Source organism: Rathayibacter sp. VKM Ac-2804 (assembly GCF_009866655.1).
Taxonomy (GTDB): domain Bacteria; phylum Actinomycetota; class Actinomycetes; order Actinomycetales; family Microbacteriaceae; genus Rathayibacter.
This window is the reverse complement of the sequence record NZ_CP047420.1, coordinates 2,917,622-2,934,178: the sequence shown is the minus strand read 5'-3', so window position 1 is coordinate 2,934,178 and position 16,557 is coordinate 2,917,622. Positions and strand designations below refer to the sequence as shown.

The following is a 16,557-nucleotide window of genomic DNA, read 5'->3' as shown; positions in this document are numbered from 1 at the left end:
ATGCTCGGACCACCCGAGCCGAGGAGACCCGATGGCAGAGCAGACGAAGCAGACTCCGACGAGCAAGGGTGCGCGGCGCCCGACGGCGTCCGGACCCGACTCCGCGAACGTCACCAGCACCGCGGGGGTGACCTATCGCGAGGCCGAGGCCGGCTACTTCGAGAAGCGCACCCTGCGCCGCTCCGCCGGCGTCTGGGGCCTGTGGGGGCTGGCGGTCGCCGCCGTCATCTCCGGCGACTTCTCCGGCTGGAACTTCGGCATCGCCTTCGCCGGCTTCGGCGGGATGCTGATCGCCTTCGCCGTCCTCGTGGTGATGTACTACGGCCTGATCTTCTCGATCGGCGAGATGTCCGCCGCCATGCCGCACACCGGCGGCGCCTACTCCTTCGCCCGCTCGGCGATGGGGCCGTGGGGCGGCCTGGTCACGGGATTGGCCGAGACCATCGAGTACGTGGCCACCACCGCCGTGGTCGTCTTCTTCTCGGCGCAGTACGCGAACGGGGTGACGAGCGAACTGCTCGGCTTCGACCTCTCCGGCGCGATGTGGATCTGGTGGCTGGTCCTCTACATCGTCTTCGTCGCGCTGAACTCGGCGGGCGCGGCGATCTCGTTCCGCTTCGCGATCGTCGTCTCGATCGTGTCCATCGCGATCCTCCTGGCCTTCTCCGTGATGGCTCTGCTCTCGCCGGCGCTCGACTGGTCGAGCCTGTGGAACATCGCGCCGGACGCCGGTCAGAGCGATTTCCTCCCGCACGGCGTCCTGCCGATCCTCTTCGCTCTGCCGTTCGCCATGTGGTTCTTCCTCGGGATCGAGGAGCTGCCGCTCGCGGCCGAGGAGGCGCACGACCCGGTCCGCGACATCCCCCGCGCCGGCTTCTGGGCCCGCGGCACCCTGATCGTGACCGGCCTGCTCGTCCTCTTCCTCAACACGGCGCTGATCGGCTCCGAGGTGATGGGCGAGTCGCCCGAGCCCCTGCTCGACGGCTTCCGCGCGATGGTCGGCGACGGTGTGGCGGCCGTGCTGGCGCTCTTCGCCCTGATCGGGCTGCTCGCCTCGCTGCAGGGCATCATGTTCGCCTACGGGCGCAACATGTACTCGCTCTCGAGGGCCGGCTACTACCCGCGGGTCTTCTCGCTCACCGGCAAGCGCCAGACGCCGTGGATCGCGCTGACCGTGGGGGCCGCGATCGGCTTCGTCGCGCTCGTCGTGGTCGACGTGCTCAGCCGGCTCGACCCGGACAACGTCGGCGCCGTCGCGGGCGCGATCGTGCTGAACATCGCGGTCTGGGGTGCGGTCGTCGCCTACTTCATGCAGATGGTGTCGTTCGTGCTGCTGCGCCGCCGGTTCCCGAACGCGAGCCGCCCCTACCGCAGCCCGTGGGGCGTCCCCGGAGCGGTGATCGCGGCGCTGATCAACGTGCTGATCTTCCTCGGCTTCCTCTTCAACGACGCGTTCCAGCCGGCGATCATCGCCATCGCCGTGGTCTACGTGATCATCCTGATCGGCTTCGCGGTCTGGGGCCGGAAGCGCCTCGTCCTCTCTCCCGAGGAGCGCTACGCGCTGAGCGGCGGGCTGCAGGCGGCGCCGAGCATTCCGGAGCCGGACCGCGTCGACTGAGCGCGGGCGCGGCGGGATGGTGGCGCCGTCTCAGGCGCCGCCGCCCCGGCTGTCGTAGGCGCGGTCGAACGCGACGGGGGAGTACCCGTCCCGACGGACCGCGAGCGCGAGCGGAACCGCGACGGCGGCGAGGAGCGCGAGGACGAGGAGCAGGGCGAGCATGGGGCATCCGATCTCGAGGTGATGCTGCCAGAGTGGCCCCGTCGCGCCGCTCGTGAGAGCGAGAAGAAGGGCCACCGTGGCCGTCGCGGTCCTTCGACGGCCGCTTCGGTGGAGGTGGCCTGATCAGTGGCACGCCCGTCTCTCCGCGCCGCCGCCGCCGTTCCGCCCGGCCGGCGGTGAGTCCGCGGGCGGGCCGAACGCCCTCGACCCGGCGGAACGAGGCCCCGGCGTAGGCTGGCGGCGCAGTTCGCGGACCCCCTGCACCCTTCGGGGCCGCACGACGACAGCGACGGAGCTGACGTGACATCCGCCTCGACCACCCTCCCCGAGAGCATCGACCCCGAGAGCACCGGCCCGCAGAGCACCGGCCCGCAGGCCCCGCCGGAAGGACCCCCCGTGGACGCCGCCACCCGCACCGAGACCGATTCGCTCGGTCCGCTCGACATCCCGGCCGACGCCTACTGGGGCATCCACACCGCGCGTGCACTGGACAACTTCCCGATCTCCAAGCGCCCGATCTCGATCTACCCCGATCTCGTCCGCGCCCTCGCGACCGTCAAGCTCGCCGCGGCCCGGGCCAACACCGAGATCGGCAGCCTCGCCCCGGCGAAGGCCGAGCTGATCGAGCAGGCCTGCCGCCGCATCATCGACGGCGAGTTCCACGACCAGTTCGTGGTCGGCGTGATCCAGGGCGGCGCGGGCACCTCCACGAACATGAACGCGAACGAGGTCGTCGCGAACGTCGCCCTCGAGATCGCCGGGCGGCCCAAGGGCGACTACGCCTTCCTGCACCCGCTCGACGACGTGAACCGCAGCCAGTCGACGAACGACGTCTACCCCACGTCGATCAAGATCGCGATGACCTGGTCGCTGCGGCGCCTGCTCGACGAGCTCGCGCTGCTCCAGGCCTCGTTCTCGCGGAAGGCGGTCGAGTTCGGCAGCGTGCTCAAGGTCGGGCGCACCCAGCTGCAGGACGCCGTGCCGATGACCCTCGGCCAGGAGTTCCACGGCTTCGCCACCACCCTCGGCGAGGATCACGCGCGCCTCTCCGAGACGATCTGGCTGCTCGCCGAGGTCAACATCGGCGCGACGGCGATCGGCACCGGCATCACCGCCGATCCGCGCTACGGCGCCGCCGCCGTCCGCCACCTCAACGAGCTCACCGACCTCGACCTCGAGATGGCGCAGGACCTCGTCGAGGCCACCAGCGACACCGGCGTCTTCATGTCGTTCTCGAGCGCGCTGAAGCGCTCGGCGATCAAGCTGTCGAAGATCTGCAACGACCTGCGCCTGCTCTCCTCGGGTCCGCAGGCCGGTTTCGGCGAGATCAACCTCCCGCCGCGCCAGGCGGGCTCGAGCATCATGCCCGGCAAGGTGAACCCGGTGATCCCCGAGGTGGTGAACCAGGTCGCGTACTCGGTCGCCGGCGCGGACGTCACCGTCACCATGGCGGCCGAGGCCGGTCAGCTGCAGCTGAACGCGTTCGAGCCGGTCATCGCGCACTCGCTCCTGCAGAGCATCACCTGGATGACGCAGGCCTGCCTCACTCTCCGGATCAACTGCATCGACGGCATCACCGCCAACATCGACCGCCTGGAGGCGATGGTGGCCTCCTCAGTGGGAGTGGTGACCGCGCTGACCCCGAGCATCGGCTACACCGCCTCGGCGGCCCTCGCGAAGGCGGCGCTCGCCACCGGCCGCAACGTCGCCGACCTCGTCGTCGAGGCGGGCCTGATGTCGCGCGAGGAGGTGCTGCGGCTCATCTCGCCGGCCCGGCTCTCCGGCATCGAGGCGATGACGGCGTCCCTCCCGATCATCGAGCCCCCCGCCGAGTAGCCCGCCCCCTCTCCCTCCGCGAGATGCCACTTGTGCTCACTTCTCGCGGCGTGTCGCGTACTCAAGTGGCATCTCGCGGTGAGTGTGCGGCGAGGTGCCGGGCGGCGTAGCTGCGCCAGGGGGCCCAGGGGCGGGACGTCTCGGCGAGGGCTCGGGGGGTCGAGGGGAGGCCGAGCGCGGCGGCGCCGGTGCGTACGGCGCGGTCGCCGGCCGGCAGCACGTCCGGGTCGCCGGTGATCCGCGCCGCGACGGCGCCGGCCGTCGCCGGGTCGATGCCGTCGACGGCGAGCAGCCGCTCGACGAGGTCCTCGCGGGGCGGGCCCGCATCCAGGCGCAGCGTCCCGTCCGCGAGGAGGGTCGCGATCCGGCGCACAGTCCCGACCCGGCCGGCGGGGCCGGGCAGGACGTCCGCACCGCTCTCCGCGATCGCCGCGGGTGACGGGAAGGCGCGGGTGACGCCGCCGGTCGCGAGGGCAGCGGGCAGCGGCTCGCCGAGCGCCGCCACCAGCCGGGTCAGCGCCGCACGCGCGGCGGCCGCCGTGGCGCCGCGCCCGATCAGCGGGCGGAGCAGGGTCTCGGCCGGATCGACGGAGCCGGGCAGGCGGATTCCCGGCGTCGCGGCGACGAGCGGCGCCAGCACCGGATCCGCACCCAGCGCCTCGTCGATCGCCGCGGAGTCGGCGTCGAGGTCGAGCAGCCGGCGCACCCGGGCGACCAGGGGGCCGACATCCGCCACCGAGACCAGGATCGCGGTGCAGCGGATCGCCTCGCCGTCCTGCTCGAGCCGCACGACCGCCGGGCCGCCGGGAAGTGCGAGCGAGCGGGAGTACCGCCCCGGCCCCGCCTCCTCCAGTCCCGGCAGCGCGTCGGCCCCGAGCGCGGCGAGCACCCCCGGATCGAACGGCGCCCGGACGGCGAGCCGCAGCGCGAGCACGGTCGCCCCCGCGTGCACGGCCGCCTCGGACCGCCCGCCCCGCGCCGACGCCCGCAGCGCGCTCGGACTGCGCTCGTACACCTCCTGGATCGTCGCGTTGAACTGCCGGATGCTCGCGAACCCCGCGGCGAACGCCACCTCGGATACCGGGAGCTCCGTGCCGGTGAGCAGCAGCCGGGCGGTCTGCGCGCGCTGGGCCCGGGCGAGGGCGAGCGGCGGAGCGCCCAGCTCGACCCGCAGGATCCGCCCGAGCTGGCGAGCGCCGTAGCCGAGGCGCCCGGCCAGCCCCTCGACGCCCTCGCGGTCGACCACGCCGTCGCCGATCAGCCGCATCGCCCGCGCCGCGGTGTCGTCGCGCAGGTTCCACTCCGGCGATCCGGGCACCGCGTCGGGCAGGCAGCGCTTGCAGGCGCGCAGCCCCGCCTCGTGCGCGGCGGCCGCGGTCGGGTAGAAGCGCACGTTCGCCGGACGGGGCGTCGCGGCGGGGCAGCTCGGGCGGCAGTAGATGCCGGTCGAGTGCACGCCGGTGATGAAGCGGCCGTCGAAGCGGGAGTCGCGCGAGGCGACCGCGCGGTAGCGCTCCTCGAACAGCGGATCCTCGACCATGCTCCGAGACTGGCACGCCCCGGGGCCGGAGGATCGCGGGAATCGGACACGGCCCGGCCGGGGCCCCCTGTCAACCGCCGGACCGCGCGGCCGCCGGTGCCCTACTCTCGGACCCCATGAGCGCCTACCCGCCGCCGGCCCCCGCCCGACCCTCGATCGTCCCGACGGTGCTGGGTGCGATCGGCGTCGCACTGCTGGGCGTCCTGCTCCTGCTCGTCCTCGCCTACGTCGTTTCCGGGCTCGGTGCGACCGCCGCCGGCATCTGCGCGGTCGTCGCACTGGTGCCGCTGCTCGTCGTGCTGGCCGGTGTCCGCTGGGTCGACCGCTGGGAGCCCGAGGCGCCGCTCGGCCTCTGGTTCGCGTTCCTCTGGGGAGCGGCCGGCTCCGTCGCGATCGCGCTCCTGGTCGATCTCGGTGTGCAGATCGCGGTCTACGCCACCGGGGCGCAGCCGAGCGAGTCGGACTTCGTCGGCGCCGTGATCCAGGCGCCGATCGTCGAGGAGTCGGCGAAGGGCCTCGGCGTCCTGCTGATCCTGCTGATCTGGCGCCGCAGCTTCGACGGACCGGTCGACGGCATCGTCTACGCGGCGGTCGTCGCCTCCGGCTTCGCCTTCGTCGAGAACATCCTCTACTTCGGCAGCGCGCTGGTGGAGGGCGGGCTCGGCTCGCTCGCCGTCACCTTCTTCCTCCGCGGGGTGCTCTCGCCGTTCGCGCACGTGCTCTTCACCGCCTGCTTCGGCGCGGCGCTGGGCTTCGCGATGAACCGACCGCCGGCCGCGCGGCTGCCGGTCGCCCTCCTCGGCCTCGCGCTCGCCGCGTTCCTGCACGCCCTCTGGAACGGCTCGTCCTTCCTGGTGTCCGACTGGTTCGGCTTCTACGGCGTGGTGCAGGTGCCGCTGTTCGTGGTCGCCGTGGTGGTCGTCGTGCTGCTGCGCAGGCAGGAGCGGCGGGTCACCCTCGAGCGCCTCGGCGACTACGCGGCGGCCGGCTGGCTCTCGCCGACCGAGGTGCGGATGATCGGCACCGCCGAGGGCCGCCGCACCGCGCTGCGCTGGGCACGGGTGGCGGGCGGCGACCGGCCGCGGGCGATGCGCGGCTTCCTCCGCTCCGCGACCCGGCTCGCGCACGTGCGCCAGCAGCAGCTCGCCGGCCGCGGCGGACGAGGGGCCGCCCTCGACGAGCGCGTCCTTCTCGACGAGCTCGTGGCGCGACGCACGGCGCTGACCGGCGGCTGAGCGGTCCGGAACGACGATCCGCGGACCGCGGTCCGCGGGGGAGAGGAGCAGGACGTGGTGCAGACCACCGAGGTCGCGACCGCCGAGGGGCGGCTGCTCGTCGCCCACGACAGCGGCGACGAGGGACGGCCGGTGCTCTGGCAGCACGGCTCCCCGCAGACCGGCGCCCTGCTCGCGCCGGTGCTCGAGGCCGCCCGCGCCCGCGGACTCCGGCTCGTCTCCTACGGCCGCCCCGGCTACGGCGGCTCGAGCGCGCGGCCCGGCCGCGACGTCGCCTCCGCGGCGGAGGACGTCCGCGCCGTGCTCGACGCGCTGGGCCTCGACCGGATCCTCACCGCGGGTGCCTCGGGCGGCGGACCGCACGCCCTGGCCTGCGCCGCACTGCTCCCCGACCGGGTCGACGGGGTCGCCGTCCTCGCCTCACCCGCGCCGTACGACGGCGACCCCGCCTGGTTCGACGGCATGGCCGCTCCGGGCGGTCTCGCCGCGGCCCGCGACGGCCGCGAGGCGCGCGCCCGCTTCGCCGAGACCGACGAGTTCGACCCCGAGTCGTTCGTGGCTGCCGACTACGCGGCCCTCGAGGGGGAGTGGGCGGCCCTCGGCGAGGACGTCGCGCGCTCGGAGCAGTGGGGCGACGGCGGCCTGATCGACGACGATGTCGCCCTCGCCGCGCCGTGGGGAGTGGACCTCGCGGCGATCCGCTGCCCGGTCGTGCTCGTCCAGGGCGGCCGGGACCGGGTGATCCCCCCGCAGCACGCGCGACGGCTCCGGGCGCTGCTCCCGAGCGCCGAGCTGCGCGAGCACCCGGCCGACGGCCACGTCTCGGTGCTGCGGCACCTTCCCGAGGCCCTCGACCGCCTGCTCGCGCCGAGCTGACCCTTCGGCGATCTACGCCGCGCGCAGCACCCGGCGCTCGCCGGCGGTCACCGCGACGCCGAGGCGGTTCTGCGCGGGCGGCAGCGGGCAGTTGTAGTGCGGCGAGAACCCGCACGGCGGGATGTAGGCGCGGTTGAAGTCCAGCAGCACCGGGCCGGGCGTACCGGCGTCCGCTGCTCCGCCCAGGCGCTGCACCACGAGGAACCGACCGACCGGATAGCTCTTCAGCTCCGGGTCGTCGCTGCGGTTGGTCGGGTCGCCGAACGGGACGAGCAGCGTGCCGCCGTCGTCGAACGCGGCGACCGTGTACTCGTGCGCCCGCCCGTCGTCGACGAGCGAGAAGGTGATGTCGCCGGGCACGACGAGGTCGCGCGTCGCCCCGTTGTCGCGCAGGTGCTCGAACGGGATGGTGCGCGCGTCGTCGACCGGCTCGAACCAGGCCTCGAGCACCCAGGCGGCGTCGAAGGGGAAGGTCTCGATCGCGTCGAACGAGCGGATGCCCTCGGAGGCCGCGTCCCAGACGCGGTAGCCGTACTCCTCCTCACCGGTGTCCAGGCTCGCACGGCGCATGCGCGTGAGGGTCGCGGTCGGCCCGTAGCCGGCCAGGGCGGCCTCGTCGTCGACGCTCTCGCCCGGCTCGAGCCAGCGGGTCTCGACCAGGGCCAGGTCGCCGCGCGGGCCGGTGACCCGCTCGGCGCGGCGCGCGAGCCACGACTCCCAGCCGGCGCGAGCCGACTCGGTGGTGTCGATCGAGGCGCGGGAGGGGGCGGTGACAGTGCTGCTCGTCGAAGGCATGCAGCGTGCAACGCGAGGGCGGCCGCTTCTCTTCCCGAGCGAGTTGAGGGAGCCGAGGGGGACGAGGGACCCGAGGGGATCGACGGCCGCAGATGAGACGGCTCTCATCTTCGTCTCACACCCGGCTTACGCCCCGTCGGGAGGCTGTGAGCACGGGTCGAGGATCCGCCGCGGCCACCGGGCCGCGCTCATCGCCTTCGAGGGGAACGACATGGTCATCCGCATCGCCCTGTACTCGCACGACTCGGTGGGGCTCGGCCACGTGCGGCGCAACGTCGCTCTCGCGCACGCCCTGAACAGCGCGCTGCCCGAGCTGCTCGGTGAGGAGGTGACCGGCCTGCTGGTGACGGGTCAGTCCTCCGCCACCGCGTTCGCCGCGCCCGACGGCTGGGACTGGCTCGCGCTCCCCGGCGTCACCACCGGCGAGCAGGGCTACCGCTCGCGCCACCTCGACGTCGAGCTGCGCACCCTGACGAGCCTGCGCGGCGACGTCGTCCGCGCCGGTCTCGCCGCCTTCGCCCCCGACCTGGTGATCGTCGACCGGCACGCGTTCGGCGTGCACGGCGAGCTCGAGCCCGCGCTGCGCGCCGTCCGCTCTGCGAATCCCGCCGCGGTCGTCGTGCTCGGACTGCGCGACGTGCTCGACCGCCGCTCCGCGACCTCGGCCGAGTGGAAGGCGATCGGCGGGGCCGGTGCCGTCCGCGAGCTGTACGACGCCGTCTGGGTCTACGGCGACCCGACCGTGCACGACCCGGCGGCCACCGGCGAGATCCCGCGTGGGCTGCACGACCTCGTCGCGCACACCGGCTTCCTCGCGAACGGCCGGCTCGGCGCCGGTCACTCCGTGGTCGAGGAGCCCTTCGTCCTCACCACCGTCGGCGGCGGCTCGGACGGCCGGGCGATCGCCGAGGCGGCGGTCGCGGCGGAGGTGCCGGTCGGCTACCGACACGTCGTCGTCACCGGACCGCAGATGCCGGCCGAGCACCGGCGGGCGATCCGCGCCGCCGCCGGCCCCGCGACCACGGTGGTCCGCTCGGTCCGGGACGCGCTCGCGCTGCTGCGCCGGGCCTCCGCCGTGGTGAGCATGGGCGGCTACAACACCGTCTGCGAGGTGATGAGCACCACGGTGCCGGCCCTGATCGTGCCGCGCTCGCACCGCCGCCAGGAGCAGCGGTTGCGGGCGGAGGCGCTCGAGGCCCGCGGCGCCGTCGAGGTCCTCGCGCCCGCCGAGGTCAGCGCCGAGCGGCTCGGCGCCTGGTTCGCGGCGAGGGTCGGCACCGAGGTGAAGCGCACGGGGATCGACCTCGACGGTCTCGCCGCCGTCGGTCCGCTCGCCGCCCGTCTCGTCACCGCCGCCCGCGGCACCGCGGCCGAGGAGGCGGACCGTGCCGTCTGACGCTCCGGCCCCCACCCCGCCCGCCGCCCCTGTCCCGTCTGCCACCGCCCCCGGAGGAGCCCCGATGCCCCGCACCGCCTACGTCCTCAAGGTCTACCCGCGCTTCTCCGAGACCTTCGTCGTCTCCGAGATCCTGGCCCGAGAGGCCGCGGGGGAGGACCTGGTGATCTTCTCGCTGCGCGCGCCCGACGACCCGCGCTTCCACCCCGAGCTCGCCCGGGTGAGCGCTCCGGTGCGCTACCTCGACAAGCCGGTCAAGGCGTCCGCGCTCTGGCAGGGCCTGCGGGCCGCCGAGCAGTCGCCCGAGCTGCTGGCCGCCGTCGGCCGGCTGCTGCCGGAGCTGCTGCGCGCGAGCCCGGAGGACGCGGCGCAGGCCGTGCAGCTCGCCGCCGCCGTCCAGCGCGAGGGCGTGACGCACCTGCACGCGCACTTCGCCTCGAGCGCCACCACGGTCACCCGGCTCGCCTCGCTGCTCACCGGAGTGCCCTACTCCTTCACGGCGCACGCCAAGGACCTCTTCCACGAGTCCGTCGACGCCGCGGACCTGGAGCGCAAGCTCGCCGGCGCCCGGTTCGCCGTCACGGTCAGCGACTACAACGTGCTGCACCTGGCCGCGCGCTTCCCGGCCGCGAGCGCCCGGGTGCACCGGGTCTACAACGGGCTCGAGCTCGAGCGCTTCGCCTTCTCGCCGCGGCCCGAGCGGACCGGCGTGCTCCGGGTCGCCGCGGTCGGCCGGCTGGTCGAGAAGAAGGGCTTCTCGGTGCTCGTCGACGCCGTCGCGATGCTCGCCCTCGGCGGGACCGCCGTCCAGGTCGAGATCGCGGGCGGAGGCGAGCTGCACGACGCGCTCGCCGAGCGGATCCGCGCCGCCGGCCTCGACGGGAGCGTCCGGCTACTCGGCCCGGTGCCGCAGAACGAGGTCGCGGAGCTGCTGCGCCGCGCCGACGTCTTCGTCGCTCCCTGCGTGGTCGGCGCCGACGGCAACGCCGACGGTCTGCCGACCGTGCTGCTGGAGGCGATGGCGACCGGGGTGCCCTGCATCTCGACCGCGGTCACCGGGATCCCCGAGGTGATCCGCGACGGCGACACCGGAGTCCTCTGCCGTCCGGGCCGCGCGGACGACCTCGCCCGCGCGCTGCAACGGGTGGTGGATCCCGACTTCGACACCGCCGGGATCGCCGCCCGCGCCCGCGCGCTGGTGGAGCGCGAGTTCGACTCCCGAGGGCAGGCGCGCACGCTCGCCGCGCTGACCCTCGCGGCGCCCGCGCCCGCCCAGCCTGCGGCGGAGGCGGCCTGATGCGCGTCGCGTTCGTCTGCGCCGACCCCGGCGTGCCGGTCTTCGGCAGCAAGGGCTCCTCGGTCCACGCCCAGGAGATCCTCCGGGCCTACCGCGCGCGCGGCGACGAGGTCCGCGTCTACTGCGCCCGGGCCGGCGACAGCGTCCCCGCCGACCTGCAGGACGTCGAGGTGCTGGAGCACCGCACCCGCGTGCAGGACCCGGCCGCGCGCGAGCGTGCCGTGGAGGAGGCCGCCGCCCACCTCGCCGAGGCGGTCGTGCTCGACGGCTGCGACCTCGTGCACGAGCGCTACTCCCTCTTCAGCCGCGCCTCCGCCCTGGTCTCGCGTGCCCTGGGCGTCCCCGCGGTGCTCGAGGTGAACGCGCCGCTGATCGACGAGCAGCGCGAGCACCGCGTCCTCGTCGACGAGGCGCGGGCGGAGCAGGCGACCCGGGCGGTGCTGTCCTCGGCCGCGGTCGTCGCCTGCGTCTCCGAGCCCGTCGCCCGCTGGGCCGCCGAGCACGGCGCCGCCGCACCGCTGGTCGCGCCCAACGGCGTGAACACCCGCCGCATCCAGCCCGGCCCCGCGCGCTCCGGCGGCCCGCTCGTCGTCGGCTTCGTCGGCACCCTCAAGCCGTGGCACGGCGTCGGCGGCCTGCTCGACGCCGTCGCGCTGCTCGACCCCGAGCGCGTCCGCCTCCTGGTGATCGGCGCCGGCCCGGAGGGACCGGCCCTGCGCGAGCAGGCCGGTCGCCTCGGCCTCGACGTCGAGTTCACCGGCGCCGTCGCCCCCGCGGACATGCCCGCGCAGCTCGCCCGCCTCGACGTCGGCGTCGCGCCCTACCCGGCCCGCGAGGGCCAGGACTACTTCTCGCCGCTCAAGGTCTACGAGTACCTGGCCGCCGGTCTGCCCGTGATCGCCACCGCAGTCGGGCAGATCCCCGCGATCCTCCGGCACGGGGTCACCAGCTTCGTCGTCGAGCCGGGGCGGCCGGAGGCGCTCGCCGCGGCCGTCGCGGACCTCGCCGCCGACCCCGCCCGCCGCCGCGCGATGGGCGCCGCCGCCCGAGCCGACGCGGTCGCCGAGCACGATTGGTCGCGGGTGCTCGAGCGGATCCTCGCCGCCGTCCCCTCGGATCGTCCCGCGGGCAGGCGCATCGACGACGTGCGCACCGGCACCGGCACCAGCACCGACAGCACCGAGGAGGCCGCCGCATGAGCCGCACGAGCCGCAGCACCCCCGACCCCGGCGCCCTCCGCCGCAGCCTCGGCATCGTCCGCCCGCACCTGCGCGAGCACCGCTTTCTGATGCTCGGCGGCCTCGTCGCGCTGCTGGCCGAGGTGATCCTCCGGGTCCTCGAGCCGTGGCCGCTGAAGATCGTGATCGACAGCGTCAGCGCGAGCCTGGGCGCCACGGCCGGCGCCAACGCCGGCACCCCGCCCGCCACCATCGGCCTCCTCGTCGCCTGCGGCGCGATCCTGCTCGGCCTGGTGGGCCTGCGCGCGATCACCGCCTACCTCTCCACGATCGCCTTCGCGCTGGTCGGCTCGCGGGTCGCGACCGCGCTCCGCGCTCGCGTCTTCGCGCACGTGCAGGCCCTCTCGCTGCGGTACCACACGGTCTCCTCGGCCGGTGACACGGTGCAGCGGCTGGTCGGCGACATCGGCCGGCTGCAGGAGGTCGCGGTCACCGCCGGGCTCCCGCTGGTCGGCAACGTGATCACGCTGGTCGTCCTGACCGTCGTGATGCTCTGGCTGGATCCGCTGCTCACCCTGGTCGTGATCGGCGCGGCAATCGTCTATCTCGTCTCCTCCCGCCGCAGCTCGAGCTCGATCACCAGCGCCTCGCGCTCCACCCGCAAGGGCGAGGGCGCGCTGGCCGACACCGCCGCGCAGACCCTCGGCGCGATCCGCGTCGTCCAGGCCTACGGGCTGGAGAAGGAGGTGGGCGGCGCGTTCGACCGCGGCAACGCGACGGCGCTGCACCAGGGAGTGAAGGCCCGGCGGCTCGCCGCCGCGCTCGAGCGCCGGACCGATGTGATCGTCGGCGCCGCGACCGCCCTCGTGCTGGCCGGCGGCGGCTGGCGGGTGCTCGAGGGGCAGATGACTCCGGGCGATCTCGTGGTCTTCACGATGTACCTCAAGATCGCTATGCGCCCGCTGAAGGACCTCGCGAAGTACACCGGCCGGATCGCGCGCGCCGCCGCCTCGGGCGAGCGGGTCGCCGACCTCCTCGACGAGGAGATCGAGGTGCACGACCGCCCGGGCGCGCGAGCGCTGGTCACGACGGCGGGTGCCGTCTCGTTCGAGGCGATCGGCGTCGACGACGGCTACGGCCGCGCGCTCTTCACCGACCTGTCGCTGCAGCTGCGCGGCGGCGAGAGCGTCTGCCTGCTCGGTGCCTCGGGTGCCGGCAAGTCGACGCTCGTGAGCCTGCTCGTGCGCGCCTCCGACCCGCGCCGCGGCCGCATCGCGATCGACGGGACGGATCTGCGCGACGCGACGCTCGCGAGCCTGCGCTCGAGCATCTCGCTGCTGCTGCAGGACTCGGTCCTCTTCGCCGCGACGGTCCGCGAGAACATCCGCTACGGACGCCTCGACGCGAGCGACGCCGACGTGGAGGAGGCCGCCCGCCGCGCGAACGCGCTCGACTTCGTGCTGGCGCTGCCGCACGGCTTCGAGACCGTGCTCGGCGAGCGCGGCGGGACCCTCTCCGGCGGGCAGCGTCAGCGGATCGCCATCGCCCGTGCGCTGTTGCGCGACGCGCCGGTGGTCGTCCTCGACGAGGCGACGACCGGGCTTGATCCGGAGGCGCGCGCCCAGGTCGCGCAGTCGCTCGCCGAGCTCACCCGCGGCCGCACCACGATCTCGATCACCCACGACCCCGCCGCGATCGCGGGCGCCGACCGCCTGCTCTGGCTCGAGGACGGCCGCATCGTCGAGGACGGGACACCCGAGGAGCTGCTCGGCCGCGACTCCCGCGTCGCCGCCTGGTTCCATCGCGCCGCGGCGACCGAGCCCGGAGCGGAGGTGCGCGCATGAGCGCCCGCACCGGCGCCGACAGGTCCGCCGTCACGACCGCCGTCACGACCGCCGTCACGACCGCCGTCACGACCACCGTCACGGAGGCGGCCGTCGCCGACCTCGCCCGCCGCGACCCGGCGCTGCCCGCGCTCGCCGAGCTCCTCGACCCCCGGCGCCTCGCCGAGGCCCTGGGCCGTCCCGTGCGGGTCACCCGCCGCCGCTGGAAGCGCTCCGCGGACGTCGTGGTCGCCTTCGACTCGGCCGACGGCCCGGGCTGGATCGCCTCCTACGCCGACCCGGCCAAGCTCGACAAGACGCGCGAGCGCGCCGCCCGCGTGGGCGTCGAGCTGCGCGAGCACCCGAGGCTCGCGGCCGTGAGCGGACCGGTGCGCGCCGATCGCGAGCTCTCGCCGACCCTGCGGCGTCTCGCGCTCGCCGAGCCGGGACTCCTCGAGCGCTCGCAGGTGCTCCGGCACAATCCGCACCGCCGGCTGGTCCTGGCGGACGGGTCGCGCGTCGTCAAGATCGTGCCGCGCGGAGCCGCCGCCTCGGTCGCCGAGGTCGCGCGCGTGCAGGCGGAGCTGGCCGCGCAGGGCGTGCCGGTGCTCGTGCCGACGGTGCTCGGCTCCGGAGCGGCGTCGACTCCGTGGTGGGGCGAGGGCGATCTCGCCGAGCACCCTTCGGCCGGCGGCGCCGAGGCCGCCGGCGCGGCACTCGCCCGGCTGCACGAGGTGCGCGGAGTGCGCGTGCCCGGCGGCTCCCGCGACGAGGTCGCGACGGCGGTCCGCGCGCTCGTCGACCTCGCGCCGGGCCTCGCTCCGCGGCTCGAGCGACTCGGCGCGGCCCTGGCCGTCGAGGCTCCCGCCCGCTCGGTCGTCGTGCACGGCGACTTCTCCGCCGACCAGGTCCTCGTCGGCGACGGCGTCCGCCTGATCGACTTCGACCGCGTCCGTCGCGACGAGCCCGAGCGCGATCTCGGCGGGCTGGTCGCGGCCGAGGCCCCCGGCTCCGCCCTCGCGGAGGCGCTGCTCGACGCCTACCGGGCAGCCGGGGGAGTCCCCGACGAGGCGGCGCTGCGCCGTCGCACGGCCTCGAGCGTGCTGCTGCGCGCGGTCGAGCCCTTCCGCACCGCGCTGCCGGACTGGCGCGAGCGCCTCGACGTCGCCGTCGCCCGCGCCGAGGAGGTGCTCGGATGACGACCGCCCCGGACCTGCTGAGCTTGCCGAGTGCGCTGAGCGCGGCGCCCGCCGTTCCCGCCGAGGTCGTCGAGGACGGCGTGAGGTGGACCGTCTCACGCGCCTGGCCGTCCCGCGACGGAGCGGATCTCGAGGCCCGCACCGCCGGCTCGCCCGAGGTGCGCGCCGGCCGCTGGACCGCCGAGCGAGGTGTCCGGCTGCTCCCGGTCGGCACCGACCGCCGCCTCCCGGCGCTCGAGCACGCCCGCCGTGAGGGCGCCGTGATCGTGCACCGGCCCGGCCGCCGTGCCGTGGTGCGCGCCGCAGACGGCAGCAGCTTCCTCAAGGTCCTCCGCCCGCAGGCCGCCCCCGCGGTGGTCGCGGCCCACCGGAGCGCCGAGGCGTTCGCCGCGGGCTTCGACCTGCCGCGGCTGCTGCACCGCCCGGACGACCCGGAGGGACTCGTCCGCTTCTCGGCGCTGCCCGGACGCACCGTCCTCGAGGTCGGCTCCGACCCGCGGACCACCGCCGTCCAGTGGCGTGCGCTCTGGGGGCGCTGGGCCGAGGGCTGGGCGCTCCTGCCCGCGGCGCCGGCCGAGCTGCCCGAGCACGGCCCGGAGGCGGAGGCCGCCGTCGTCACGCGCTGGGCGGCCCTCGCCGCGCCACTGCTCCTCCCCGGGCTGCGCGCCGAGGTGCTCGCGGCCGCCGAGCGGGTGGCGGAGTCACTCCTCGCGGGGCCCGTCGAGCCGCTCGTGCTCTCCCATCGCGACCTGCACGACAAGCAGCTGCTGGTCGCGGAGAGCGGGCTCGCCCTGCTCGACCTCGACACCGCCGCACGGGCCGAGGCGGCGCTCGACCTCGGCAACCTGCGGGCCCACCTGCGGCTGCGCACCGCGCAGGGCCTGCTGCCCGCGGATCTCGCCACCCGGGCCGCCGCCGTCGTGGACCGGGCGGCCGAGCACGCAGGCGCCTCGCCCGAGCGCCTCGCGGCCTGCGAGACCGCGACCCGGTTCCGCCTCGCCTGCCTCTACCTCTTCCGCCCGGCCTGGCGCTCGTCGGCCGCCCACTCGCTCACTCGCCTCGCTGGAAGGATCATCGCTCCATGAGAAGATCATCAGGAAACCCGTTCCGCCGCCCCGATCCCGACACGACCGGTCAGGAGACGCCGATGCCCCGTCGCGGGCCCGTTCTGCTCGCCGCCGCGGCGGCCCTCTGCCTGGCCGCGATCGCGGGGGGAGTCGTCACTGTCGCGAGCGCGCTGCAGCAGCCCCCGCAGGTCACCGAGATCGGCTCGACGCCCGTCGTCGGACCGAGCCGCGCCCCCGGTGCCGGCGAGACCCCGGGCGCCGACCCGTCGAGCACAGACCCGGCCGGCGCCGATCCCGCCGCGACCGATCCCGCCGCCGTGGACCCCGCCGCCACGACCGCGCCTGCGGCACCGGCCGCACCGGCCCCGCAGAGCCCGGCCGCCGAGCAGGGCGGCGGCACCGCCCCCGTCCCGGTCGTGCCGGTCCCGGCCCCCGCGCCGGCCGACGGGGACGACGACGGCGACGACGAGGACACCGACGACCCGGACGACGACATCGACGACGACACGGACGACTGACGACGGTGCCCGTCCCG

Annotated in this window: 14 protein-coding genes; 11 read left to right on the top strand and 3 right to left on the bottom strand. The window is 75.2% G+C overall.

Annotation, left to right across the window (positions count from 1 at the left end; genetic code table 11):
- Positions 1–31: 31 nt before the first annotated feature.
- The gene (locus GTU73_RS13780) at positions 32–1,618 is read left to right on the top strand and encodes an amino acid permease (protein ID WP_160090307.1); all 1,587 of its coding nucleotides are present in this window, start codon (positions 32–34) and stop codon (positions 1,616–1,618) included.
- Between the two features lie 30 nt (positions 1,619–1,648).
- Here GTU73_RS13780 and GTU73_RS19510 read toward each other — a convergent pair whose 3' ends face one another.
- Positions 1,649–1,780 carry a hypothetical protein gene (locus GTU73_RS19510; RefSeq protein ID WP_279392003.1) on the bottom strand — a complete coding sequence of 44 codons (132 nt, stop codon included), beginning with the start codon at positions 1,778–1,780 and terminating at the stop codon, positions 1,649–1,651.
- A 396-nt stretch (positions 1,781–2,176) separates the two neighbouring features.
- Between GTU73_RS19510 and GTU73_RS13775 the strand changes: the two genes are divergently transcribed.
- The gene (locus GTU73_RS13775; protein WP_208543808.1) at positions 2,177–3,616 is read left to right on the top strand and encodes an aspartate ammonia-lyase; all 1,440 of its coding nucleotides are present in this window, start codon (positions 2,177–2,179) and stop codon (positions 3,614–3,616) included.
- 61 nt (positions 3,617–3,677) lie between these two features.
- On the opposite strand, the gene GTU73_RS13770 is transcribed toward GTU73_RS13775, so the two are convergent.
- The gene (locus tag GTU73_RS13770; protein ID WP_160090306.1) at positions 3,678–5,156 is read right to left on the bottom strand and encodes an Ada metal-binding domain-containing protein; all 1,479 of its coding nucleotides are present in this window, start codon (positions 5,154–5,156) and stop codon (positions 3,678–3,680) included.
- A 116-nt stretch (positions 5,157–5,272) separates the two neighbouring features.
- On the opposite strand from GTU73_RS13770, the gene GTU73_RS13765 reads away from it, so the two are divergent.
- Both GTU73_RS13765 and GTU73_RS13760 read left to right on the top strand, forming a co-directional pair.
- Positions 5,273–6,391 (top strand): PrsW family intramembrane metalloprotease, encoded by a 1,119-nt coding sequence (locus tag GTU73_RS13765; RefSeq protein WP_160090305.1) that lies wholly within the window; start codon positions 5,273–5,275, stop codon positions 6,389–6,391.
- Between the two features lie 54 nt (positions 6,392–6,445).
- Positions 6,446–7,267 (top strand): alpha/beta fold hydrolase, encoded by an 822-nt coding sequence (locus GTU73_RS13760; protein WP_244231640.1) that lies wholly within the window; start codon positions 6,446–6,448, stop codon positions 7,265–7,267.
- Positions 7,268–7,279: 12 nt separating this feature from the next.
- On the opposite strand, the gene GTU73_RS13755 is transcribed toward GTU73_RS13760, so the two are convergent.
- Positions 7,280–8,062 (bottom strand): DUF1684 domain-containing protein, encoded by a 783-nt coding sequence (locus GTU73_RS13755; RefSeq protein WP_160090304.1) that lies wholly within the window; start codon positions 8,060–8,062, stop codon positions 7,280–7,282.
- A gap of 211 nt (positions 8,063–8,273) precedes the next feature.
- On the opposite strand from GTU73_RS13755, the gene GTU73_RS13750 reads away from it, so the two are divergent.
- The 7 genes from GTU73_RS13750 to GTU73_RS13720 all read left to right on the top strand — a co-directional run bounded on the left by GTU73_RS13750 (position 8,274) and on the right by GTU73_RS13720 (position 16,540).
- Positions 8,274–9,458: a glycosyltransferase gene (locus GTU73_RS13750; protein WP_160090303.1), complete on the top strand. Its 1,185-nt coding sequence runs from the start codon at positions 8,274–8,276 to the stop codon at positions 9,456–9,458.
- Positions 9,459–9,522: 64 nt separating this feature from the next.
- Positions 9,523–10,755, top strand: coding sequence for a glycosyltransferase (locus GTU73_RS13745; RefSeq protein ID WP_160090302.1), 1,233 nt, complete (start codon positions 9,523–9,525; stop codon positions 10,753–10,755).
- Positions 10,755–11,954 carry a glycosyltransferase family 4 protein gene (locus tag GTU73_RS13740; RefSeq protein ID WP_160090301.1) on the top strand — a complete coding sequence of 400 codons (1,200 nt, stop codon included), beginning with the start codon at positions 10,755–10,757 and terminating at the stop codon, positions 11,952–11,954. Before GTU73_RS13745 ends, GTU73_RS13740 begins: the two co-directional genes overlap by 1 nt.
- A complete protein-coding gene (locus tag GTU73_RS13735) occupies positions 11,951–13,777 on the top strand; it encodes an ABC transporter ATP-binding protein (protein ID WP_160090300.1) in 1,827 nt (608 codons plus the stop codon). Before GTU73_RS13740 ends, GTU73_RS13735 begins: the two co-directional genes overlap by 4 nt.
- Positions 13,774–14,955 (top strand): hypothetical protein, encoded by a 1,182-nt coding sequence (locus GTU73_RS13730; RefSeq protein ID WP_160090299.1) that lies wholly within the window; start codon positions 13,774–13,776, stop codon positions 14,953–14,955. The genes GTU73_RS13735 and GTU73_RS13730 overlap by 4 nt, the downstream gene beginning before the upstream one ends.
- Positions 14,952–16,040: a hypothetical protein gene (locus GTU73_RS13725; protein ID WP_127887084.1), complete on the top strand. Its 1,089-nt coding sequence runs from the start codon at positions 14,952–14,954 to the stop codon at positions 16,038–16,040. Before GTU73_RS13730 ends, GTU73_RS13725 begins: the two co-directional genes overlap by 4 nt.
- On the top strand, positions 16,037–16,540 hold the full coding sequence (locus tag GTU73_RS13720; RefSeq protein ID WP_160090298.1) for a hypothetical protein: 504 nt from the start codon (positions 16,037–16,039) through the stop codon (positions 16,538–16,540). Before GTU73_RS13725 ends, GTU73_RS13720 begins: the two co-directional genes overlap by 4 nt.
- The last annotated feature ends 17 nt before the right edge of the window (positions 16,541–16,557 follow it).